The sequence below is a fragment of the Chromobacterium sp. Beijing genome (assembly GCF_021496765.1).
Lineage (GTDB): Bacteria > Pseudomonadota > Gammaproteobacteria > Burkholderiales > Chromobacteriaceae > Chromobacterium.
In genome coordinates this window covers 2461075-2482595 of sequence record NZ_CP053750.1, presented here as the reverse complement: position 1 = coordinate 2482595, position 21521 = coordinate 2461075, and the positions used below count along the sequence as shown (strand labels likewise).

Genomic DNA, 21521 nt, shown 5'->3' with positions numbered 1-21521 from the left:
CCGCCCGTCCAAATGCGCCGCGCATCCCCCTCCGCTGTGCTAAACCTCAGTCCAGGGGAGACATTCGATGACAAAACAAATGCTGCTGTGCGCGGCCTGGGCGCTGGGCTGCGCGCCCGGCCTGCTTCATGCCTGCAACGGCACGGCAACCCAGGACAGCTCGCCGGACATCAACCGGCCGGATCTGCACGGCATCGCCGTGTTTCTGCCGCAATTGCTGGAGAACAACCAGAACAGCCCGTTCGCCGAACTGCTGCAAGTGGTGGCCAGACATTACAAGGAAGGCAAGATCAGTTTCAGCATAGAGCCGGTCAAGCGCGTCTATCTGGACGCCAGCGACAAGAACGCGGACTTCCGCTTTCCCATCATGAAGGTGAGGGAGGGCGCGGACGACGCCACGCCCTATCAGTTCACCAAGGAGATGCTGGGCAAGGTGACCTTCGTGCTCTACACCCACAAGACCAAGCCGCTGGACAAAGAGGACGTGCTGCGCATGGCCAATCTGGCCAAATACAATATCGAGGCGCCGCCGGTGAACTGGGGCTTTCCCAGCAAGAGCGTGGTCAATCTGGAGCTATCGCTGAAAAAGCTGAATCTGGGCCGGGTGGACGGGGTGCTGTGGGCGCAGGAGGAGGCGGATTATCTGGTGCGCAAGTTCAAGCTGAACAATATCCGCCGCGCCCGTTTCGACGACTACCCGGACGTGCTCTTCCTCAACTGCAACCGCCGCGGCGATTTCGTCCATCAGGCGCTGAACCGGGCCATCCGCGCCGCGCGCGCCAGCGGCGAACTGCAAAAAGCCTACGCCAAGGTGCATAAGCCCTATCAGGACTGGCAGCCCTGAGGGCCTGTAGGCTAAAGACGCTGCATCTTTATGTTCTGCCTACGATAAAATACAAAATACGCTTGCCTGTTAGCTCAAGAATGTATGCATATTTGCTCTTTTGAAAGCTACCACTACGGCCTATGCCATCAAAATTATCCGTTATGCAAAGATATTTCTTCGGACCCTCCTCAAGTAATGCCCAATAAGCTAATTCAACATGAACCACCGGCTTGCTCACCTTTGCTACTCCTGGAAGCAGTGTCGAGCGATTAATAGGCCAGAGTTTGCCCATGTAAAGTACCGCGCCTCCCTTTGGCGAGGTGGCAAAGCCAATATCAATACCCTCGTGTTTTACATACTCAGCAGTGTACCCTGGCTTATAGCCATCTTCTTGAATAATTTCATTTATCCGTATTTCAACCGAGCTTATGCCACCTCTAGCCTGTGTTTCTAGGCAACTACTGATCACATTGGCAGATGGCGCTGCGAATAGTGCGGTTGAAATTAAAGTCAATGCAATGCCAAGCGATTTCATTTATATTCCTTCGCCTTGGTAAACCGCAAATAGTCCGTGTTCTGCTTCCAAAAGATTGTTCCCCCATGGGCAGCCGTGGACTCATAGACGTGATCGTAGCGATAAAGCTCCTCCTTGTAAGTTTCTATTTTTCCGTTTGCTTTCTTTTTGGTGACTTTGTGTTTTATAACCAGCTTTGACGACTCATTGATATCATAAATGTTGTGCGATGGGTCGGTAAAACGAATGCCGACCCTTACCTTGAAATGTTTTTTGTAGTTGGATTTAATATCGGCGCCATCCCAAAACCAAGCGCCATTAGATTTGTCAGGGCCATTTGCCAGCGCATTTTCTGCGGCGGCTATAGCGATTTTCATCCCGGCGTTGGCCAGTATGTCCTCGTCTTTTGTCTTTTTAAAGTGGACATAACGCTTATTGCCATCCCCGACTACAAATGAAAAAGATGGTTCACCTGCCACAAACGCGGCCATGCTGGAATAACCCCGAGCATCTCTTTGACGCTTTAGCACGCTGGCCAGGGCGTACATTTCATCGGGGCTATCCGCCAGAGATGCTTCGCCATACGCCATGGCGGCTAACAGGCGAACCTCCGGGTTTATCCTCGGTTTGGCTATAGCTGTCATGATTTGAGTCCCTAATCACGTTTAGCGGAATCACGCTCCAGCCACATGACGAAGTCCGAGTTCCCTCCTTGGATCGCGTTTGTCTTGCCTGAGTTGAAGCTTCCTTTATGAGTGACGCGCTCTTTGTTTTGATAAAGATCGTAGCGATAGCCTTCAACGGGATGACCGGACTCATCTTCAAGTGTGTACCAATGCTCGATAATCTCATTTTCCAAAGCTGCGGCAGCAGCCGTCGCTACAAGTACAACAGCACGAGCTGTCCCTCCAACGCTTGCCGCACCGCTGGCTTCATAACTACGCCCAACCTCACCCAGTGTTGAGATCAAGGTAGCGCCACAGCTAACTTTGTGTCCTTCCAGTGCCGTTGCTTTACCGTCGATGATCCATGAGGGATCCCCTTCAACAATGACACAGCCAGTATGTCCCTGCTGTGGGCAGCTTACTGGGTCGCCAATCCGAGCGACAGGCTTCCCAAAGAAAGTCGTTGTGGGCGCTGCGCCCGTGACAAAACCGCCATGATCTGTCGGGTCGCCCAAGCGAATCACTCTCTTCATAGCCATACCGTCAATATGGTTAATGAAGCAAAAACCATAGATCATTTTTATTGATTAATCTGCTGGCCTTTTGACTCGTTTTTGAGCTGCGCTCATATGCTCGCGAGTTCGTGAGCTGACGCCTGCCTTGTGCCGCTCGCCCCGCTCTGGCCGCCGCTGGCGACGCCATGCGGCCGCTGAGCCGCTTTCCGCCCCACGGAGACCGCGCCCGCGCGTAAGTTCCGGGTGAGACTATCACCGGAGCTGATAAAAATGGATCACGCATTGACCTTCGTGATCGCCACTCTTTGCATACTTGCCATCTGCTACCGCCTGTACGGGGTGTTCTTCACGCGCAAGGTATTGGGTGTCGATGATAGCGCCGTGACCCCGGCGCATGAATTAAAGGACGGCAAGGACTATGTGCCCACCAGCAAGTGGGTGGCGTTTGGCGGTCATTTCGCCGCCATTGCGGCGGCCGGCCCGCTGGTGGGACCGGTGCTGGCCGCCCAGTACGGCTATCTGCCCAGCATGCTGTGGCTGTTGATAGGCTGTGTGATCGGCGGCGCGGTACACGACACCGTGGTGTTGTTCGCCTCGATGAAGCATCACGGCAAATCGCTGTCGGAAGTGGCCAAGACCGAGCTGGGCCCCTGGGCCGGCTGGTGCACCGGCCTGGCCATGCTGTTCATCATCACCATCACCATGGCCGGCTTGTCCATGGTGGTGGTGCACGCGCTGGAGCGCAACCCCTGGGGCGCGTTCGCGGTGAGCATGACCATTCCCATCGCCATCGCCGTCGGTCTGTGGGAGCGCGTCACCGGCAGTATGAAGAACGCCAGCTATGTCGGCGTCGCCGCCATCATGGCCTGCGTGTTCGCCGGCCCCTACATCCAGGGCACCGCGCTGGGCGAATTGCTGACGCTGAAGGCGTCCACCGTGTCCCTGCTGCTGCCCGTCTACGCCTTCTTCGCCACCGCGTTGCCGGTGTGGATGTTGCTGACCCCGCGCGCCTGTCTGTCCAGCTTCATGAAGATAGGTGTGTTCGGCCTGCTGGTGGTGGGCGTGGTGTTCATCAACCCGCAAATCCAGTTCCCGGCCGTCACCCAGTTCATCCACGGCGGCGGCCCGGTGCTGGCCGGCCCGGTATGGCCGTTCATCTCCATCACCATCGCCTGCGGCGCCATTTCCGGCTTCCACGCCTTCATCGGCTCCGGCACCACGCCCAAGCAGATAGACCGCTGGAGCGACATCCTGCCGGTGGGTTTCGGCGCGATGCTGGCCGAATGCGTGGTGGGGGTGATGGCCTTGATCGCCGCCACCGCCTTGCATCCGGCGGATTACTTCGCCATCAACTCCGCGCCGGACACCTTCGCCAAGCTGGGCATGCAGGTGGTGAACCTGCCGCAGCTGTCCCAGGAGATCGGCCTGGACCTGTATGGCCGCACCGGCGGCGCGGTGACGCTGGCGGTGGGCATGGCGGACATCTTCACCCGCATTCCCTGGTTCCATAATCTGGCGTCCTATTTCTTCCAGTTCATGGTGATGTTCGAAGCGGTGTTCATCCTCACCGCCATTGATTCCGGCACCCGCGTCGCCCGTTATCTGATCCAGGATTTCGTCGGCGACGCCTGGGCGCCGCTCAAGCGCACTGACTGGATGCCCGGCGCTATCGGCGCTTCGGTGGTGGCCTGCCTGCTGTGGGGCTATCTGCTGAACTCCGGCGACATCAACTCCGTGTGGGCCTTGTTTGGCGTGTCCAATCAGCTGATGGCGTCCATCGGCCTGATCATCGGCGCCACCATCATCCTGCGGCTGTCGCACAATCGCGCCTACATGATGACCTGCCTGCTGCCGCTGGCTTATCTCTACGTCACCGTCAATTACGCCGGTTACTGGATGATCAAGCACGTTTACCTGAACCCGGCGGCCAAGGGCTACAACCTGTTCAACGCCGCCATCTCTATCGCCATGCTGGCGCTGGGCCTGGTGATCCTGCTCTCCGCCTGCCGCAAGTGGATGGAGCTGCTGGCGCGGCCAGCGCCGGATGCGCGGCGCGAACTGGCCGCCACGGAGGCTTGAGCCGCTTGATTAAAATTGGGGTAAGACTTGGCCCGCTGGAAACAGCGGGCTTTTTTTGCGTCAGGGCCGTGAGAGTCTGTTTACGTTCTTGCGAGCAAGAGCGAGACAAGGTGTTGCGGCTGAAGAAGCGGAATGTACATACGGTACAGGAGCATTCTGAAGCGGTACCCACCGTGTAACGCTCCACGACGCGCAGCAGATCGTAAACAGGCCCTGAGAAAGCCGGAGGGCGCTTTCCCAGGGCCTGATGGTGGTCAGCGCTTGGTGACGTAGTCAGGCAGGCCGCTGATCTTCTTCTCGTAATCCGGCACATTGATGGGCCGCACGCTGTTGTTGCCCTGAATCATCGACGGAATCGCTACCGCGTGTTCCGCCAGATCCCAGCCCAGAATGGTTTCATCCGCTTCGCCGGGGTCTTGCGGCCCGGTGATCGACTCATAGCCCAAGAGGCTGTTCAAGGTGACGTTGCGGCCGAGCAAGCGGCTGATCTCCCTGAGCGCCGCGGCCTCGTCGCTAAGCGGCTGGCTGGTGCGGAACAGGCGGGAGAGGGCGGTTCTGGGCACGTAGACGCGCATCATGATGCCGGTGGCGCCGGAGTCGTTGTCCAGCGCGTAGCCGTAGGCGACGTTCGGATCGCCGGCGATGTAGAGGCCGCGCCAGATCGGCTGCAGATCCTGGGTGCGGTGAGTGATGCCGGCGGTGACGATGCTTGTGGCGGCGGCGCGGGAGCCGCCGTGATAGCCGGCGAAGACATAGCCCTGGTCCAGCAGCCGCTGATGGGTGGCCAGCAGGCGTTCCTGGCTCCAGTTGCCGGTGGTGCCGTTGGCGAGGAATTCCACCGCTTCGCCCGGCGCGAAGAAGCTTGAGCCGGGGTGGTACTCGCGGTTGACGTGGGCGCCGTCGGCGTTGGCGGCGGCGCAAGGCTCGCTGTCGGCCGGGCAAGTCAGGGATAGCACGTCCGCTCTTTGCGCGTCGTCGGCGCTGGCGCCGGCGTGGTTGGCGCGATAGGCGTTCAAGCGCGCTTCCGCCTCGGCCAGGCCTTCGCGGGCCAGTTCCGGCGTTTCGCGCACCGCGGTGCCCAATTGCTCCAGCGCCTCCGGATCTTGCGCGCCGCTGACCGGGCGGGAATGGATCAAGTCATCGACCACCTGGCGGAAACGGTCGAAGGACAGCCGGGTGGCGATGTACAGCCCGACGATGTTTTCCACCCGGAAGCCGCAAGCGGACAGCTCTTCCCATCCCCTGGGCTGGCGGCTGCGGGCCAGGGATTCCAGCGGGATGCCGCAGACGCGGTGGGCGGACAGCGCGCCCAAGGCGTTTTCCTTGCTGAAGTGCACCCGGTGCTGGATGGGCGCTTTGGCCAGCGGTTTGAATTCATTGATCTGCGGCTTGCCGGCCACCACCTGGTACAGCTTGCCTTCCCAGGTCTTGTTCAACTGGCAGCGGTTTTGGGTGACATAGTTGTAGATGGCGTCCAGCGGGTCCAGCCAGCACAGCAGGACACCGCTATGCCATTCGCTCCAGCGCTTTTGCCGGTTGTGCTGCGTGGGCGCGGCGGTGTAGCCCACGCCCGGCCAAGACAGGATGATGTCGTTCCTTGGATTGGCGGAGCTGAACGCCAGCTTGGCCTTGTCCGGCCAGCGCGCCAGCGCGGCGTTGTCCAGGTCCACGCTGTACAGCGGCGAGTGATCGACGATCTTCTTATTGCTGTCCATGTCCATGATGAACAGCTTGATGCTGGTGGGCGCGTCTTTGCCGATGGGCACCACCCAATTCAGCGTGAACCATTCGGTGCGGCGCTTATGGGTGAATGTCTTGACCTTGCCGTCCGGGGCGGCCAGTTCAATGGTCAAAGTGCCCGGCGCGTGGCCGGTGCTTTGGCCGTCGTTGATCCGGACCTTGGCGAAGTTGTCGATCTTGATGGTGGCGCTATTATTGGCCGCGGCGATGAGACGGTCTTGCACGAACATCGAGTAATACAGCACGCCTTCGTCCGGCGACGGGGTGATTTGCAGCGGCAATGAGGTGCTGATGAATTTACCCGGTTCCGCCGGCGAGAGAATGCAGTTGTCCGCGCATTGCTTGAAGATTTCGAAATCGGTCTTGATGACGGAACTGGCGGCCTGCTTGAAACTGGCGGTCTGTACCGATCCGGTGGAAAAGGGGCTGGCTTCGTCGGTTTCGCACGCGGACAATAAGGGAATCAGGCCCGTGGCAAGGGCAAGGCTTTTATACAATCGCATATGGCGCTCCTAAGTGATGGAATGAAGCGAGCGAGCCATTGTTGTGATCATTTTTGTAAATGATTGAATTTTATATTTACAGTATTCCGGTGTTTGTTTTTTAAGGTCAATGGTAAATAATTACAGACCTATGTCATTGATTTTGATTATTAAATTGCCTTCTAGGAAAGTATTAAATAAAGATGGTTTTGTAAGGACGTTATTGTTGTTTTTATTGATGTGATGGATGGATGTTTAAATGTTCATGGCATTTTATTGGCCGCGGGTTTTTATTGAGGGGAGGGGGCGGAATGGCGATGCGGTTTCAATTAAACCGCTTTGGCTTGACGTATTTGGCCGTTTAGCCAACCCTTTTCGCCATGCTATCGCGCGGAATGGTCGGTATCGGCATAAGTGTTAATGGCGGGCGCTGTCGGGGAGCTCTCACGGGCTGCCGGTTCCAAGATGCCGGTCTGTCAACCCTGTTAGGCGTCTGCCGCCTCCATTCTGCGTTGTCTTGAGGTATCCGCCTGGCTTGCCAACCGATTCTGTCAGCCGTCGTGTGGCTAGGATAGGGCCGTCGGCTTTCTCCGCGTGGGTATCGCTGCGCTCCACCCACCCTACCCAGGGGACGCTGCGCGAGGCGTCAGTCCGTAGGGTGGGTGGAGCCACCGGCGATACCCACCGGCAGCGGCTTCGGGAGCCCGCCGACAGCCGGTCTTGAACCGGCCCTCAGCGCACAAACCGCAGCGGCAGACCCTGGCAATCCGGCTGGATGCGGCCCTGGAACCAAGCCAATTGACCGGAAACGATGGTGGCGCTGACCGTGTGGCGGAAGGCCAGATGCGGGAAGGGGGTCCAGCCGCAATGAGCCAGCAGGGCGTCGCGGCAGACCGGGCGCGGCGCGGGCAGGCGCTGCACCAGCGTCAGATCGGCCCAATAGCCTTCGCGCAGATAGCCACGTTCGGCGATGGCGAAGCGGGTGGCCACCGCGTGGCTGGTCTTGTCCACCAGTTGCTGCAGCGTCAGTTCGCCGTCGGCCACTAATTCCAGCAGCGCCGGCAGCGCGTGCTGGACCAGCGGCAGGCCGGCCGGGGCCTGTGTGTAGGGCTGCTGTTTTTCCTCCCAGGCGTGCGGCGCGTGATCGGTGCCGATCAGGTCGATGCGGCCGTCGCGTAGCGCCTGGCGCAGCGCGTCGCGGTCGGCGCGGCTTTTGATCGCCGGATTGCATTTGATCAGGTGGCCCAGGCGGGCGTAGTCGCCGTCGTCCAGCAGCAGGTGGTGGACGCAGGCTTCGGCGGTGATGCGCTTGCCGGCGACGGGGCCGGGCGGGAACAGCTCCAGTTCGCGCGCGCTGCTGAGGTGCAGCACGTGCAGTTGACTGCCGTGGCGTTGCGCCAGCTCCACCGCCAGCCGGGTGGATTGGTAGCAGGCTTCGGCGTCGCGGATCAGCGGGTGCTGGTCCGGCGGGATGTCGTCGCCGAAGCGCAGCCGCCAGGCGGCTTCGCGCTCGCGGATGCGCGGCGTGTGTTCGCAGTGGGTGAGGATGGGCAGCGGGCAAGCGGCGAACAGCCGCTCCAGCGCGGCCGGGTCGTCCAGCAGCAGGTCGCCGGTGCTGGCGCCCATGAACACTTTGACGCCGGCGGCGCGGTTGGGCGGCAGCGCGGCGATCAGCGCCAGATTGTGGCGGGTGGCGCCCAGGTGGAAGCCGTAATTGGCCACGGAGTGGGCGGCGGCGCGGCTTTCCTTGTCCGCCAGCGCCTCCAGGCAGGTGGTGGCCGGCCGGGTGTTGGGCATGTCCATGAAGCTGGTGACGCCGCCGGCCACCGCGGCGCGGGATTCGCTGGCGATGCTGCCCTTGTGCGGCGCGCCGGGTTCGCGGAAGTGGACTTGGTCGTCGATCATGCCGGGCAGCAGCCATTGGCCGGCGGCGTCGATGTCGATGTCGCCGGGGCGGCCGGGCAGGCTGGCATCGATGCGGCGGATGCGGCCGTTGCCGACGCGCAGGTCGGCTTCCCACTCGCGGCCGTCGCTGACCAGGCGGGCGTTGCGGATCAGGATGTCGCTCATTCAGAACTCGTTTTGCAGCGCTTTGTAGCCGCGCACCAGTTCGCTGTTGGCGCGCAGCACGTCTTCGGAGAATTCGGCGGCGGACACGCTGGCCTTGGGCAGGCGCGCGGTGTCGCTGGCCGCGCCTATGCGTTCGGTGGAGGCCACGTAGCAGCCGGCCGGCAGTTCGCAGCCGTCCACCACCGCGTTGTGGCGCACCACGCAGCCGTCGCCGACGCGGCAGTTGAACAGCACGCTGTTGAAGCCGACGAAGACGCGTTCGCCCACGGCGCAGGGGCCGTGGATGATGGAGCGGTGGGCGATGGAGGTGTGCGCGCCGATGGCGACGGCGGCGCCGGCCTTGGAGTGGATGACCACGCCGTCCTGGATATTGGAGTGGGGGCCGATGACGATGGCTTCCATCTCGCCGTTGGCGTCCACTTCGTCGGCGCGGATCACCGCGTAGGGGCCGATGAAGACATGGTCGTGGACGATGATCTTGCCGCAGAGGATGGCGGTCTTGTCGATGTAGGCGGATTCGGCGATCACCGGCAGGTGGCCGGAGGGGTTTTTGCGTATCAAGCGCTGCTCCCTGAGAGTGTGTTCACGATCTGCTGCGCTGCGGCGATACGGCGTTGAGAACATCTTCGAAATGCTCATGTACCGAATGTACATTCCGCTTTCTCCGCTGTTCTCGCCTTGTCTCGCTCTTGCTCGCGAGATCGTGGATAGCTTATGAGAGTTGGCTGGCCGCCACCGCGTCGTGCGGGTGCAGGCTTTCCTGGTGGCGCACGTCGACCCGGCTCAGGCCGTGGCCGGCCAGCGCCGCTTGCAGCCGGCGCGCGGCGTCTTCCACATACATCAGATTGGCGCCGTTGAGGGCGGCGAAAGCTTGTTCGTCGGCGCGCTTGACCGCGGTTTGCACCGGGGTGGCCAGCGCTTGTTCGGCCAGGTCTATGCGCATCGCCAGCTCCCAGCCGGCGGCGTCGGCGGGGATGTCGAAGCGCAGCCGCGCCTGGCTGCGCTGGCTGTGCGGGGTGGCCAGGGTGGCGTGTTCCAGCAGCCAGTCGTAAACCGCGTCCGGCGTGGCCGCGCGCTCCTGTTGGCGGAAGGCGTCGGCGATCAGCCTGCGCGCCAGCGCGGCGGAGCAGGGGCAGGTGGAGGAGTAGGCGATTTCCACTTCGGCCCACAGCCGGCAGCCGTCGCCATCGAGTTCGGCGCCCAGCGCGGCGGGGTAGGCCTTCCAGCCGGACAGGCCCGGCGTGGCCAGCGCCGGGCGCTGGCACAGCAGTTCGAAGCGGAATTCGGCGCGGGCGGCGTCGCTGCCGCAGTCGGCGTGGCTGTCCGCCATCGCCCGCAGCAGCCGGCTTAGGGCGTCCGGGCTCAGCGGCGCGGCGTCGGCGTGGGGCTGCAGCAGCCGGTAGAGCCGGGACATGTGGATGCCCTTGATCGCCGGCCGGGGCAGGTTGACTTGCACGCTGGCGCGGGCGGCGACGCAGCCGTGGGCGGCGTCCGCCAGCCGCAGCGCGATGCCGTCCATACCCACCCAGTTCAAGGGCAGCAGCGCGGCGGCGGCGCCGCTGCGCGCGATATCGGGCAGCGGGGCGTTCATGCGGCGTCCTCGGCAAGGGTGTCCAGCGGCGGGAAGGGGTCCGGCAGCAGCGCCCAGGCGGCCGGGCCGGCGGCCATTTCGGCCTCGTCCAGCAGGCAGTCGTCCAATTGCCGGCGCAGTTCGGCTTCGTTCATGGCGATGCCGATCAGCACCAGTTCCTGACGCGCGTCGCCGATGCCGTCCCGCCAGTGGCTTTCGATCTGGCGCAGGCTGTCTTCGTCCTGCGGCCAGTATTCGCGCGGGGTGGCGGCCCACCACTGGCCGGCCAGCTCGTGGCGGCACACCGCGCCGGCCTGCGACCACAGCTGGGCGTGGGCCGGGCGGCTGGCCAGCCAGAAATAGCCCTTGGAGCGCAGCACGCCCGGCCATTCCCGCTGCGCCAGTTCAAAGAAGCGCTGCGGATGGAAGGGGCGGCGCGCGCGGTAGACGAAGCTGGCGATGCCGTATTCCTCGGTTTCCGGCGTGTGCTCGCCGCGCAGCTCGCTGAGCCAGCCGGGGGCGTCGGCGGCGGCGTCGAAGTCGAACAGGCCGGTGTTGAGCACCGCGTCCAGCGGCACCTGGCCGAAGCGGGCTTCGACGATGCGGGCGCGCGGGTTGAGCTGGCGCAGGATGCCGGCCAGCCGCTCCTTGTCCGCGGCGTCGATCAGATCGGTCTTGTTGAGCACGATCACGTCGCAGAACTCCACTTGTTCGATCAACAGGTCCGCCACCGTGCGCTCGTCGGCCTCGCCCAGGGATTCGCCGCGTTGCCGCAGCTGATCGCGCGAGGCGTAGTCGCGCAGGAAGTGACAGGCGTCCACCACGGTGACCATGGTGTCCAGCCGCGCGGAGTCGGCCAGGCTGCGGCCCTGCTCGTCGGCGAAGGTGAAGGTTTCCGCCACCGGCAGCGGCTCGGCGATGCCGGTGGATTCGATCACCAGCTGGTCGAAACGGCCTTCGCGCGCCAGCCGCGACACTTCCAGCAGCAGGTCTTCGCGCAGGGTGCAGCAGATGCAGCCATTGCTCATCTCCACCAGTTTTTCCTCGGTGCGCGACAGCGCCGCGCCGCCTTCGCGCACCAGGGCGGCGTCGATATTGACCTCGCTCATGTCGTTGACGATCACCGCCACGCGGCGGCCTTCGCGGTTGTTGAGGATGTGGTTGAGCAAGGTGGTCTTGCCGGCGCCGAGGAAGCCGGACAGCACGGTGACCGGCAGTCTGGCGTCTAGCGCGGCGGAGGAGGAGGGCGTGGGCGTCATGGCATGGGGTCCGATTAAGTGAGGGCGATGCGGGTGGCGAAGGCCTTTGGCTGTTCGCTATTTTTGTTATGTTATAACATTTTATTTTTCGACGGCAAGGGTCGAATATCGCCACTAGTTCTTTCTGGCTAGTCCGTCTCGCCAAAGTACTAACCGTGACTAGTGCCAATGCGCCGTCCGGCGCCAACCTTCGGCGAATGTCGGCGCTTGCCGGCGCGTTCTAAGCTTGCAATCAAGTGAAAAGGTCCGTTTCCCCCGGTGGCTGGAGCCGCCGGCCCGTGCGGCGCGGACCCCGATATTTGGAGGCAAGATGAGTCACTTTCTCGACCGTTTGAATTTCCTGGGCAAGACCCGCTCCACCTTTGCCAATGGTCACGGCGCCGTCGTCAACGAGGATCGCGGTTGGGAAAACGCCTACCGCCAGCGCTGGCAGCACGACAAGGTGGTGCGTTCCACCCATGGCGTGAACTGCACCGGCTCCTGTAGCTGGAAGGTGTATGTGAAGAACGGCCTGATCACCTGGGAAACCCAGCAGACCGATTACCCGCGCACCCGGCCGGACCTGCCCAATCACGAACCGCGCGGCTGTCCGCGCGGCGCGTCCTATAGCTGGTACGTCTACTCCGCCCAGCGCGTCAAATACCCGATGATCCGCGGCCGGCTGGCCAAATTGTGGCGCGAGGCGCGCCAGACCCTGAGCCCGGTGGAGGCCTGGGAAAAGATCAGCCAGACGCCGGAACTGGCCAAGCAGTACAAGTCCAAGCGCGGCCAGGGCGGTTTCGTGCGCGCCAGCTGGGACGAGGCCAATGAGATCGTGGCCGCCGCCAACGCCTTCACCATCAAGCGATACGGTCCGGACCGCGTGGTGGGCTTCTCGCCGATTCCGGCGATGTCCATGGTGTCCTACGCCGCCGGCAGCCGTTACCTCAGCCTGATCGGCGGGGTGCCGCTGTCCTTCTACGACTGGTATTGCGACTTGCCGCCGGCCAGCCCGCAGACCTGGGGCGAGCAGACCGACGTGGCCGAATCCGCGGACTGGTACAACTCCACCTATCTGATGGTGTGGGGCTCCAATGTGCCGATGACCCGCACCCCGGACGCCCACTTCTATACCGAGGTGCGCTACAAGGGCACCAAGACGGTGGCGGTGTCCAGCGACTTTGGCGAAATGGCCAAGTTCGGCGACATCTGGATGGCGCCCAAGCAGGGCACCGACGCCGCGATGGCAATGGCGATGGGCCATGTGATCTTCAAGGAATTCCACCTCGATAATCCATCCGGCTACTTCAGCGACTACATCCGCCGCTATACCGACATGCCGATGCTGGTGGCGCTGAAGCAAGACGGCGAGCGCTACATTCCGGACTACTTCCTGCGCGCCTCCCATCTGGAAGGCGGCTTGGGCGAAGACAACAACCCGGACTGGAAAACCCTGCTGATCGACGAAGCCAGCGGCGACATCGTCGCACCCAACGGCTCCATCGGCTTCCGCTGGGGCCAGGCCGAGGGCAAGGCCGGCAAGTGGAACCTGGAGCAGAAGGACGGCGGCAACGGCCGCGAGGTGTCCGCCAAGCTGTCGCTGATCAAGGAAAGCGACGCGGTGGTGGGCGTGGGCTTCCCTTACTTCGGCGCCGAGCACGATGAACTGCTGACCCGCAATGTGCCGGCCAAGCGCATCCGCCTGGCCGACGGCAGCGAAACCCTGGTGGCCACGGTATTCGACCTGATGGCGGCCAACTACGGCATAGACCGCGGCCTGGGCGGCGGCAACGTCGCCGTCGACTACATGGACGACGTGCCCTACACCCCGGCCTGGCAGCAGAAGCACACCGGCGTGAAGCCGGAACTGGTGATCCAGGTGGCGCGCGAGTTCGCACAGAACGCCGATCAGACCCAGGGCAAATCCATGGTCATCGTCGGCGCGGCGCTGAACCACTGGTACCACATGGACATGACCTACCGCGGCATCATCAATATGTTGATGCTGTGCGGCTGCATCGGCCAGTCCGGCGGCGGCTGGTGCCACTATGTGGGCCAGGAAAAACTGCGCCCGCAAACCGGCTGGGCGCCGCTGGCCTTCGCCGGCGACTGGAACCGCCCGGCGCGGCAGATGAACGGCACCAGCTTCTTCTACGCCCACACCAGCCAGTGGCGGCATGAAAAACTGGGCGTCGGCGAAATCCTGGCGCCCACCGCCGACGGCCGCATGGCCGGCATGGCGCTGATCGACTACAACGCCAAGGCCGAGCGCATGGGCTGGCTGCCGTCCGCGCCGCAGCTGTCCGCCAACCCGCTGGAGGTGACCCGCGCCGCCGCCGCCGCCGGCCAGGACGCCGCCGCCTACGTGGTGGACGGCCTCAAGTCCGGCAAGCTGGACCTGGCCTGCAACGACCCGGACAACCCGCAGAACTTCCCGCGCAATATGTTCGTGTGGCGTTCCAACATCCTGGGCAGCTCCGGCAAGGGCCACGAATACTTCCTCAAATACCTGCTGGGCACCCAGAACGCGGTGCTGAATTCGGAAGACGACTGCATCAAGCCGACCGAAATCACCGTGCGCCCGGCGGCGGAAGGCAAGCTGGACCTGCTGGTGGTGCTGGACTTCCGCATGTCCACCACCTGCTTGTACGGCGATATCGTGCTGCCCACCGCCACCTGGTACGAGAAGGACGACCTCAACACCTCGGACATGCACCCCTTCATCCACCCGCTGTCCGAAGCGGTGCAGCCCTTGTGGCAGTCCCGCACCGACTGGGAGATCTACAAGGGTTTCGCCAAGAAACTGTCCGAGCTGGGCAAGGACTATCTGGGCGTGCAAAAGGACTTGGTGCTGACCCCGCTGATGCACGACACCCCGGAAGAACTGGGCCAGCCCTTCGATCCCAAGGACTGGAAAAAAGGCGAGTGCGAGCCGGTGCCGGGCAAGACCATGCCCAAGATGACGGTGGTGGAGCGCGACTACGGCGCGATCTACGACAAGTTCACCACCATCGGCCCCTTGCTGGAAAAAGCCGGCAACGGCGGCAAGGGCATCAACTGGAAAACCGGCCATGAGGTGGACATCCTGCGCGGCCTGAACCAAGTGGCGAGCCAGGGCGCCGGCAAGGGCCAGCCCAAGCTGGAAACCGCGATCGACGCCGCCGAGATGATTCTGACGCTGGCGCCGGAAACCAACGGCCACGTGGCGGTGAAAGCCTGGGACGCGCTGTCCAAGATCACCGGCCGCGACCACACCCATCTGGCCAAGCCGCGCGAGCACGACAGCATCCGCTTCCGCGATGTGCAGGCGCAGCCGCGCAAGATCATTTCCTCGCCCACCTGGTCCGGCCTGGAAAGCGAAGAAGTCAGCTACAACGCCGGCTACACCAATGTGCACGAGCTGATTCCCTGGAGAACGATTACCGGCCGTCAGCAGTTCTACCAGGATCACCAGTGGATGCGCGCCTTCGGCGAAGGCCTGTGCGTGTACAAGCCGGCGGTGGATCTGAAAACCACCCAGGCGGTGCTGGGCAAGCACGGCAACGGCAATCACGAATTGGTGCTGAACTTCCTGACCCCGCACCAGAAATGGGGCATCCACAGCACGTACTCCGACAATCTGCGCATGCTGACCCTGAGCCGCGGCGGCCCGAACGTGTGGCTGTCCGAGGACGACGCCAAGAAGGCCGGTATCGTGGACAACGACTGGATCGAGGTGTTCAACGCCAACGGCACGCTGACCGCCCGCGCCGTGGTGTCGCAGCGGGTGCCGCAGGGCATGACGATGATGTACCACGCCCAGGAGAAGATCGTGAACGTGCCGGGCGCGGAAGTGTCCGGCAAGCGCGGCGGCATCCACAACTCGGTGACCCGCACGGTGACCAAGCCCACCCACATGATAGGCGGCTACGCGCAGCTGTCCTGGGGCTTCAATTACTACGGCACCGTGGGCGCCAACCGCGACGAGTTCGTGGTGGTGCGCAAGATGAACTCAGTGGACTGGATGGATAGTCCGGCAGGAGAGCAACAATGAAAATCCGCGCTCAAATCGGCATGGTGTTGAATCTGGACAAGTGCATCGGCTGCCACACTTGTTCGGTCACCTGCAAAAACGTCTGGACCAGCCGCGACGGCGTCGAATACGCCTGGTTCAACAATGTGGAAACCAAGCCCGGCATCGGCTACCCCAAGGAATGGGAAAACCAGGAGAAGTGGAAGGGCGGCTGGGTGCGCAAGCCCAACGGCAAGCTGGAGCCGCGTCAGGGCGGCCGGCTGAAAATCCTGGGCAATATCTTCGCCAACCCCAATATGCCGGCGATAGACGATTACTACGAGCCGTTCACCTACGACTACGAACATCTGCAGAACGCGCCGGAGATGAAGACGCCGCCCACCGCGCGGCCGGTGTCGGTGCTGACCGGCAAGAAGATGAACAAGATCGAATGGGGCCCGAACTGGGAGGACGATCTGGGCGGCGAATTCTCCAAGCGCAGCAAGGACGCCCTGTTTGAGGGCATCCAGAAGGAAATGTACTCGGCCTTCGAGAACACCTTCATGATGTATCTGCCGCGCCTGTGCGAACACTGCCTGAACCCGGCTTGCGTCGCCTCCTGTCCGTCCGGCTCCATCTATAAGCGCGAAGACGACGGCATCGTGCTGATAGACCAGGACAAATGCCGCGGCTGGCGCATGTGCGTGTCCGGCTGCCCGTACAAGAAGATTTATTACAACTGGACCTCCGGCAAGGCCGAGAAGTGCACCTTCTGCTACCCGCGCATCGAGGGTGGCCAGCCGACGGTGTGCTCGGAAACCTGCGTCGGCCGCATCCGCTATCTGGGCGTGCTCTTGTACGACGCCGACAAGATAGACGAAGCCGCCGCGGTGGAAGACCCGAAGAGCCTGTACGAGGCGCAGCTGGGCGTGTTCCTGGACCCGAACGCGCCGGAAGTGATCGCCGAGGCGCAGAAGCAGGGCATTCCGCAAAGCTGGATCGACGCCGCGCAGCGCTCCCCGGTCTACAAGATGGCGATGGAGTGGAAAGTGGCTTTCCCGCTGCACCCGGAATACCGGACTCTGCCGATGGTGTGGTACATCCCGCCGCTGTCTCCCATCCAGTCCGCGATGGAAAACGGCCTGATCGGCGAGAACGGCATCATCCCGGACGTCAAGGACCTGCGCATCCCCATCCAGTACCTGGCCAATCTGCTGACCGCCGGCAAGGAAGAACCGGTGGTGAAGGCGCTGGAAACCATGGTGGCGATGCGGCGCTATATGCGCAAGAAGAGCGTGGAGAAGGTGTCGGACCCCGCCACCCTCAAGGGCACGCATCTGAACCCGGCCCAGGTGGAGGAGATGTATCAGGTGATGGCCATCGCCAATTACGAAGACCGCTTCGTGATTCCGTCCAGCCACAAGGAGCTGGTGGAAAACACCTTCGAGGACAAGGCGTCCTGCGGCTTCACCTTCGGCAACGGCTGCTCCGGCGGCGAGTCCGAGGCCAGCTTGTTCGGCAAGAAGAAGGCCACCCCCATCGTGTTCCACGACATGCGGCGCGACCGCAAGTCCAATTCCGGTCAGTGAAGGAGAACGCCATGCGCATCTATCAGGCCTTATCGGCGCTGCTGTGCTACCCGGAGCCGGATCTGATCGCGGCGGCGGACGACATCCGCGCCGAGGTGGCGGCCGAGCCGCGCATCGCCCGGCTACTGGAGCCCTTGCTGCTGTCCTTGGAGGGCGAGGATCTGATCACGCTGCAAGAACGCTATGTGCAGACCTTCGATCGCAACCCCAGCCATTCGCTGCATCTGTTCGAGCATATCCACGGCGAGGACCGCGCCCGCGGCCAGGCCATGGTGGATCTGCTGGCCGAATACCAGGCCCAGGGCCTGGAGCCGGCGGCGAACGAGCTGCCGGACTATCTGCCGCTGTTCCTGGAGTTCCTGGCGCAGTGCCAGCCGGAGGAGGCCGCCCGGCTGCTCTCCGACGCGGTGCACGTGATCGCCCACGTGGCCGGCAAGCTGGCCGACAGCCATTCCCACTACGCCGGCGTGCTGCAGGGGCTGGTGCTGCTGTCGCCAGTGGAGCCGGAAGCGCTGACCGTGCCGCCGGTGCGCGACATGGACGAGATGCTGGAGACCTTCGGCCCCGGCGCGGACGGCGTGGAGCCGCTGCTGAAGCCGGCGCGGCCGGCCATCGCTCCGGTGAACTTTTACCCGCAGCGGCCGCAGGGCTGAATCCCGCTGCCAGGAGAGCAACATGAACTATCTGCACCAATTCGTATTCGGCATCTACCCCTACATCGCGCTGGCGGTGTTCCTGCTGGGCAGCCTGATCCGCTTCGACCGCGAGCAATACAGCTGGAAGAGCGAATCCTCGCAACTGCTGTACCGCGGCCAGCTGCGGCTGGGCAACATCCTGTTCCACCTCGGCATCATCGGCCTGTTCTTCGGCCATCTGGTGGGCCTGTTGACGCCGGTGGCGGTATGGGACGCGCTGGGCGTCAGCCACAGCTTCAAGCAGGTGTTCGCGATGACGGCCGGCGGCATCATGGGCGGCCTGTGTCTGGTCGGCATCCTGATCCTGCTGCACCGCCGCTTCACTTGCGACCGGCTGGCGGCCAACACCACCTGGCGCGACAAGCTGGTGTTGCTGTGGATTCTGGCCACCTTGCTATTGGGCCTCAGCACCATCGCGGTGTCGGCGCAGCATCTGGACGGCCACGAGATGGTGTTGCTGATGAGCTGGGCCCAGCACATCGTCACCCTGCGCGGCGACGCGGCCATCTTCATCGTCGGCGCCTCGCCGGTATTCAAGGCGCACTTGTTCATGGGCATGAGCTTGTTCGTGATCTTCCCGTTCACCCGTCTGGTGCACGTGTGGAGCGGCTTCGGCGCGGTGACCTATCTGGGCCGGGCCTGGCAGCTGGTGCGGCCGCGGGGCTGATCCGGCGGGTTTGCCAAGATTCAGCATGAGGTCGCGGCGGGGCATCCTTGGATGCTCCGCCGTTTTTCATGCCGTCCGGCTACATATAAATTTGATAAGTTGTGAAGCGATAACAAGAGAGAACAATTCCTAACAATTCGAAACAGCCGGCTGTCAACCAAACGGTTAAGCTGCCTCATCCGTTTAAATTCAGGAGTTAGCCGCATGAAACGCGCACTTGTCATCTTATCGCTGAGCCTGGCCGGTTTGGCCTCCACCGCCCTGGCGGACACCTCCACCATCGTTGGCGGCGCGCTGGGCGGCGCGGCCGGCGCGGCGGTGGGCGAGGCGGTGGGCGGCCGCAACGGCGCCATCATCGGCGGCGCGGTGGGCGGCGCTTCCGGCGCGGCCATCGGCCACGACTACGGCAAGCCGGCGGCGTCGGAACGCCGCGACGACGACGGCCGCCGCTATCGCAAGCACCGCCATCGCCATCACCGCGACAAAGGCTATTTCTGCCCGCCGGGCCAGGCCAAGAAAGGCCGTTGCTGAGCCGCCGCGGCTGTCCAGCCGGCCATTGGCATTAAACCCATTGCAGTATTCAGCATGAGCCGGGCTTGATCTATATTGATGGATGTTGGTTTCCATTGTCATGGAAAATCAAGAGAAACAGTCGATAGAGATCGGAGCCCGCCATGCTGTCCAGGCTATCCCTCGCCAGCAAGCTGCTATTGCTGCTGCTGCCATTTTCCGCCGCCCTGATCGGCCTCGCCTCGGTGCTGGCCGTCGATCGCTTCCAGACCCTGTCGGAACTGCAACGCTCGGATCGCCTGATCCAGGTGGCGGCGCGTTCCAGCCAGTTGATCCACGATTTGCAGACCGAACGCGGCCTGAGCAACGGCTTCCTCAGCGGCCAGGCCGCCGGCTTGCCGCCGCCCTTGCAGCAGGCGCGCGCGGTCAGCGACAAGGACCTGGCCGCCTTCCGCGACGAGGCGGCCAATCACGCCGCCAGCAGCCTGGCCGGCGATCTGTCCGCCCTGAGCAGTCAGCTGGACGGTCTGCCCCAGCTGCGCGACAGCGTGGAAAAACGCGCGACGCCGGCGGCCGAGGCCTTCGCCGCCTATTCCGGCCGCATCGACGCCCTGATCGGCCTGATCGCCAAGCTGGCGCAGGCCAATAGCGACGGCGATCTGCTACGCAGCACCGCGGCCTTGCTCAGCCTGCAATGCGAGAAGGAGTTCGCCGGCCGCGAGCGCGGCTACGTCAACGGCGTGCTCAACGGCGGCGTGTTCGATCAAAAAGGCTTTGCCCAGGCGGTGGGCCTCAAGGCCAAGCAGGACGCCTGCGCCGGACAGCTGCGGCTGATGGCGGACGATACGCTGCGCGCCCAGATGGACGCGGTGGAAGGCGGCGACGAGGCCAAGGCCTTGCAGGCGCTGCGCGACAAACTCTTGGGCCAGGCCCTGGGCCAGCCGGCAGGCGTGGCGCCGGCGGCGTGGTTTCAGGCGGCGACCCAGCGCATCGGCGCGCTGAAAACGCTGCAGGACAAGCTGCTGTCCGATCTGGCCGGCCTGGTGGCGGCCAAGGTGTCCCAGGCCCGCGTCGACCTGTGGGTGACGCTGGGCGGCTCCGCCCTGGTGATTCTGGCCCTGGGCGGCCTGGGTTTCGCCATCTATCGCGGCATCCATGTGCCGGTGCAGCGGCTGGAACTGCTGATGACCTCGATGAGCCGGGATTTTGACCTGAGGCCGCGCGCCGACATCCGCGGTCACGATGAAATCGCGCGCATGGGCAAGGCTTTCGACCACTTGGTGGAGGCCTTCGCCCGCACCCTGAACCAAGTCAATCACAACGCCCACAGCCTGGTGGAGGCGGCGCACGCGATGCTGGCGATTTCCCATCGCGCCGCCAAGGCTTCTGAAACCCAGAGCCAGTCGGCGGCCGGCATCGCCGCGGCGGTGGAGGAGATGAGCGCGGGCATCGAGTCGGTCAGCGCCAACACCCGGCTGTCGCTGAACGTGGCGCAGCAGATGCAGAGCAGCGTCAGCGACGGCCGCGAACGCATGCGGAGCACCACGCAGGCGATGAATCAGACCTCGACGGTGCTGGACGACGCCGGCGGCCGGATAGAATCCTTGCAGCAGAAGTCCGAAGACATCCGCTCCATCATCACCGCCATCCGCGAGATCGCCGACCAGACCAATCTCTTGGCCTTGAACGCGGCGATCGAGGCGGCGCGCGCCGGCGAGATGGGCCGCGGCTTCGCCGTGGTGGCGGACGAGGTGCGCAAACTGGCCGAGCGCACCGGCAAGGAGACGCTGGACATCACATCGCTGATCGAGGATATCCGCGGCGAGACTCAGACCGCCGCCCACCACATGCAGGAGGCGCGCCAGCGCATGGAGTCCGGCCTGGAGCTGGTGGGGCAGACCGTGCACGACCTGGATGAAATCCACCAGGAAGCCAGCGAAGCCGCGGCCAAGAGCCAGGGCACCGCGGTGGCGATGGCGCAGCAGACCGCGGCTAGCGGCGAGGTGGCCAACAATATCAGTGTGATCGCCTCGCTGGCGGAGGAGAATTCCGGCTTGGTGCAGGAGGTGGCGGATTTGTCCGACCGCCTCAATGCCTCGGCCAGCGAGCTGGTGGATCTGGTGGACAAGTTCAAACACGCCTGAGCGCCGATTTACCACGGGGTCGCTCCTGATCGCCGGACGCGCCTGTTCCCTTCATCCTGCGCTCGCATTTCGCCGGCCGGCCCTAGTCACAAGTGACTAGGGGCCGGCGTGCTTTGGTTGGACTGCGAATTGTTGGGCTAGCTAGTAAAATGGAATCAGGAAATATCAGATTGGCGGCGACAGCCGGGCCACTTGGTTGCGACTAAGCGGTATCATTGGCTGCCAT

At 63.3% G+C, this 21521-nt stretch carries 16 protein-coding genes; 8 read left to right on the top strand and 8 right to left on the bottom strand.

The genetic code is table 11. The features are described 5' to 3' along the window. Positions 1-67: 67 nt before the first annotated feature. Positions 68-844: a hypothetical protein gene (locus HQN78_RS11410; protein ID WP_146176666.1), complete on the top strand. Its 777-nt coding sequence runs from the start codon at positions 68-70 to the stop codon at positions 842-844. A 28-nt stretch (positions 845-872) separates the two neighbouring features. On the opposite strand, the gene HQN78_RS11405 is transcribed toward HQN78_RS11410, so the two are convergent. From HQN78_RS11405 to HQN78_RS11395, 3 genes are read right to left on the bottom strand one after another with little or no spacing between them, the layout of a single operon-like run. After that, a complete protein-coding gene (locus HQN78_RS11405) occupies positions 873-1361 on the bottom strand; it encodes a hypothetical protein (protein ID WP_235089560.1) in 489 nt (162 codons plus the stop codon). Then, entirely contained in the window at positions 1358-1984 is a 627-nt protein-coding gene (locus HQN78_RS11400; protein WP_235089559.1) for a hypothetical protein, read from the bottom strand. The genes HQN78_RS11405 and HQN78_RS11400 overlap by 4 nt, the downstream gene beginning before the upstream one ends. Before the next feature lie 11 nt (positions 1985-1995). After that, positions 1996-2583 (bottom strand): PAAR domain-containing protein, encoded by a 588-nt coding sequence (locus tag HQN78_RS11395; protein WP_235089557.1) that lies wholly within the window; start codon positions 2581-2583, stop codon positions 1996-1998. A 207-nt stretch (positions 2584-2790) separates the two neighbouring features. On the opposite strand from HQN78_RS11395, the gene HQN78_RS11390 reads away from it, so the two are divergent. Beyond that, complete coding sequence (locus HQN78_RS11390) at positions 2791-4599, top strand: carbon starvation protein A (protein WP_235089556.1); 1809 nt, start codon at positions 2791-2793, stop codon at positions 4597-4599. A gap of 254 nt (positions 4600-4853) precedes the next feature. On the opposite strand, the gene HQN78_RS11385 is transcribed toward HQN78_RS11390, so the two are convergent. The 5 genes from HQN78_RS11385 to zigA all read right to left on the bottom strand — a co-directional run bounded on the left by HQN78_RS11385 (position 4854) and on the right by zigA (position 11720). Beyond that, the gene (locus HQN78_RS11385; protein ID WP_235089555.1) at positions 4854-6842 is read right to left on the bottom strand and encodes an exotoxin A binding domain-containing protein; all 1989 of its coding nucleotides are present in this window, start codon (positions 6840-6842) and stop codon (positions 4854-4856) included. A 711-nt stretch (positions 6843-7553) separates the two neighbouring features. After that, positions 7554-8891 (bottom strand): dihydroorotase, encoded by a 1338-nt coding sequence (locus HQN78_RS11380; protein WP_235089554.1) that lies wholly within the window; start codon positions 8889-8891, stop codon positions 7554-7556. Further along, the gene (locus tag HQN78_RS11375; RefSeq protein WP_235089551.1) at positions 8892-9452 is read right to left on the bottom strand and encodes a hypothetical protein; all 561 of its coding nucleotides are present in this window, start codon (positions 9450-9452) and stop codon (positions 8892-8894) included. A gap of 151 nt (positions 9453-9603) precedes the next feature. Beyond that, positions 9604-10482 (bottom strand): GTP cyclohydrolase FolE2, encoded by an 879-nt coding sequence (gene folE2, locus HQN78_RS11370; RefSeq protein ID WP_235089550.1) that lies wholly within the window; start codon positions 10480-10482, stop codon positions 9604-9606. Further along, positions 10479-11720 carry a zinc metallochaperone GTPase ZigA gene (gene zigA, locus HQN78_RS11365; protein WP_235089549.1) on the bottom strand — a complete coding sequence of 414 codons (1242 nt, stop codon included), beginning with the start codon at positions 11718-11720 and terminating at the stop codon, positions 10479-10481. The genes folE2 and zigA overlap by 4 nt, the downstream gene beginning before the upstream one ends. A gap of 310 nt (positions 11721-12030) precedes the next feature. On the opposite strand from zigA, the gene HQN78_RS11360 reads away from it, so the two are divergent. The 6 genes from HQN78_RS11360 (at position 12031) to HQN78_RS11335 (ending at position 21295) form a co-directional block, all read left to right on the top strand. Beyond that, complete coding sequence (locus HQN78_RS11360) at positions 12031-15732, top strand: nitrate reductase subunit alpha (RefSeq protein WP_235089548.1); 3702 nt, start codon at positions 12031-12033, stop codon at positions 15730-15732. Further along, the gene (gene narH / locus HQN78_RS11355) at positions 15729-17279 is read left to right on the top strand and encodes a nitrate reductase subunit beta (protein ID WP_107798999.1); all 1551 of its coding nucleotides are present in this window, start codon (positions 15729-15731) and stop codon (positions 17277-17279) included. The genes HQN78_RS11360 and narH overlap by 4 nt, the downstream gene beginning before the upstream one ends. A gap of 11 nt (positions 17280-17290) precedes the next feature. Then, positions 17291-17932: a nitrate reductase molybdenum cofactor assembly chaperone gene (narJ, locus tag HQN78_RS11350; RefSeq protein WP_235089547.1), complete on the top strand. Its 642-nt coding sequence runs from the start codon at positions 17291-17293 to the stop codon at positions 17930-17932. A gap of 22 nt (positions 17933-17954) precedes the next feature. Beyond that, positions 17955-18641, top strand: a complete 687-nt coding sequence (narI, locus tag HQN78_RS11345) for a respiratory nitrate reductase subunit gamma (protein ID WP_235089546.1) — start codon at positions 17955-17957, stop codon at positions 18639-18641. 204 nt (positions 18642-18845) lie between these two features. Further along, positions 18846-19172, top strand: a complete 327-nt coding sequence (locus tag HQN78_RS11340) for a glycine zipper domain-containing protein (RefSeq protein WP_107799002.1) — start codon at positions 18846-18848, stop codon at positions 19170-19172. A gap of 143 nt (positions 19173-19315) precedes the next feature. Continuing rightward, entirely contained in the window at positions 19316-21295 is a 1980-nt protein-coding gene (locus tag HQN78_RS11335) for a methyl-accepting chemotaxis protein (RefSeq protein WP_235089545.1), read from the top strand. Positions 21296-21521: the final 226 nt, after the last annotated feature.

Coding starts and splice junctions, on each gene's coding strand:
- HQN78_RS11395 (WP_235089557.1), bottom strand. CDS start 2,583: ATGATCTATGGTTTTTGCTTCATTAACCATATTGACGGTATGGCTATG.
- HQN78_RS11335 (WP_235089545.1), top strand. CDS start 19,316: ATGCTGTCCAGGCTATCCCTCGCCAGCAAGCTGCTATTGCTGCTGCTG.
- HQN78_RS11390 (WP_235089556.1), top strand. CDS start 2,791: ATGGATCACGCATTGACCTTCGTGATCGCCACTCTTTGCATACTTGCC.
- HQN78_RS11410 (WP_146176666.1), top strand. CDS start 68: ATGACAAAACAAATGCTGCTGTGCGCGGCCTGGGCGCTGGGCTGCGCG.
- HQN78_RS11380 (WP_235089554.1), bottom strand. CDS start 8,891: ATGAGCGACATCCTGATCCGCAACGCCCGCCTGGTCAGCGACGGCCGC.
- narH (WP_107798999.1), top strand. CDS start 15,729: ATGAAAATCCGCGCTCAAATCGGCATGGTGTTGAATCTGGACAAGTGC.
- folE2 (WP_235089550.1), bottom strand. CDS start 10,482: ATGAACGCCCCGCTGCCCGATATCGCGCGCAGCGGCGCCGCCGCCGCG.
- HQN78_RS11340 (WP_107799002.1), top strand. CDS start 18,846: ATGAAACGCGCACTTGTCATCTTATCGCTGAGCCTGGCCGGTTTGGCC.
- narI (WP_235089546.1), top strand. CDS start 17,955: ATGAACTATCTGCACCAATTCGTATTCGGCATCTACCCCTACATCGCG.
- HQN78_RS11360 (WP_235089548.1), top strand. CDS start 12,031: ATGAGTCACTTTCTCGACCGTTTGAATTTCCTGGGCAAGACCCGCTCC.
- HQN78_RS11400 (WP_235089559.1), bottom strand. CDS start 1,984: ATGACAGCTATAGCCAAACCGAGGATAAACCCGGAGGTTCGCCTGTTA.
- zigA (WP_235089549.1), bottom strand. CDS start 11,720: ATGACGCCCACGCCCTCCTCCTCCGCCGCGCTAGACGCCAGACTGCCG.
- HQN78_RS11405 (WP_235089560.1), bottom strand. CDS start 1,361: ATGAAATCGCTTGGCATTGCATTGACTTTAATTTCAACCGCACTATTC.
- HQN78_RS11385 (WP_235089555.1), bottom strand. CDS start 6,842: ATGCGATTGTATAAAAGCCTTGCCCTTGCCACGGGCCTGATTCCCTTA.
- narJ (WP_235089547.1), top strand. CDS start 17,291: ATGCGCATCTATCAGGCCTTATCGGCGCTGCTGTGCTACCCGGAGCCG.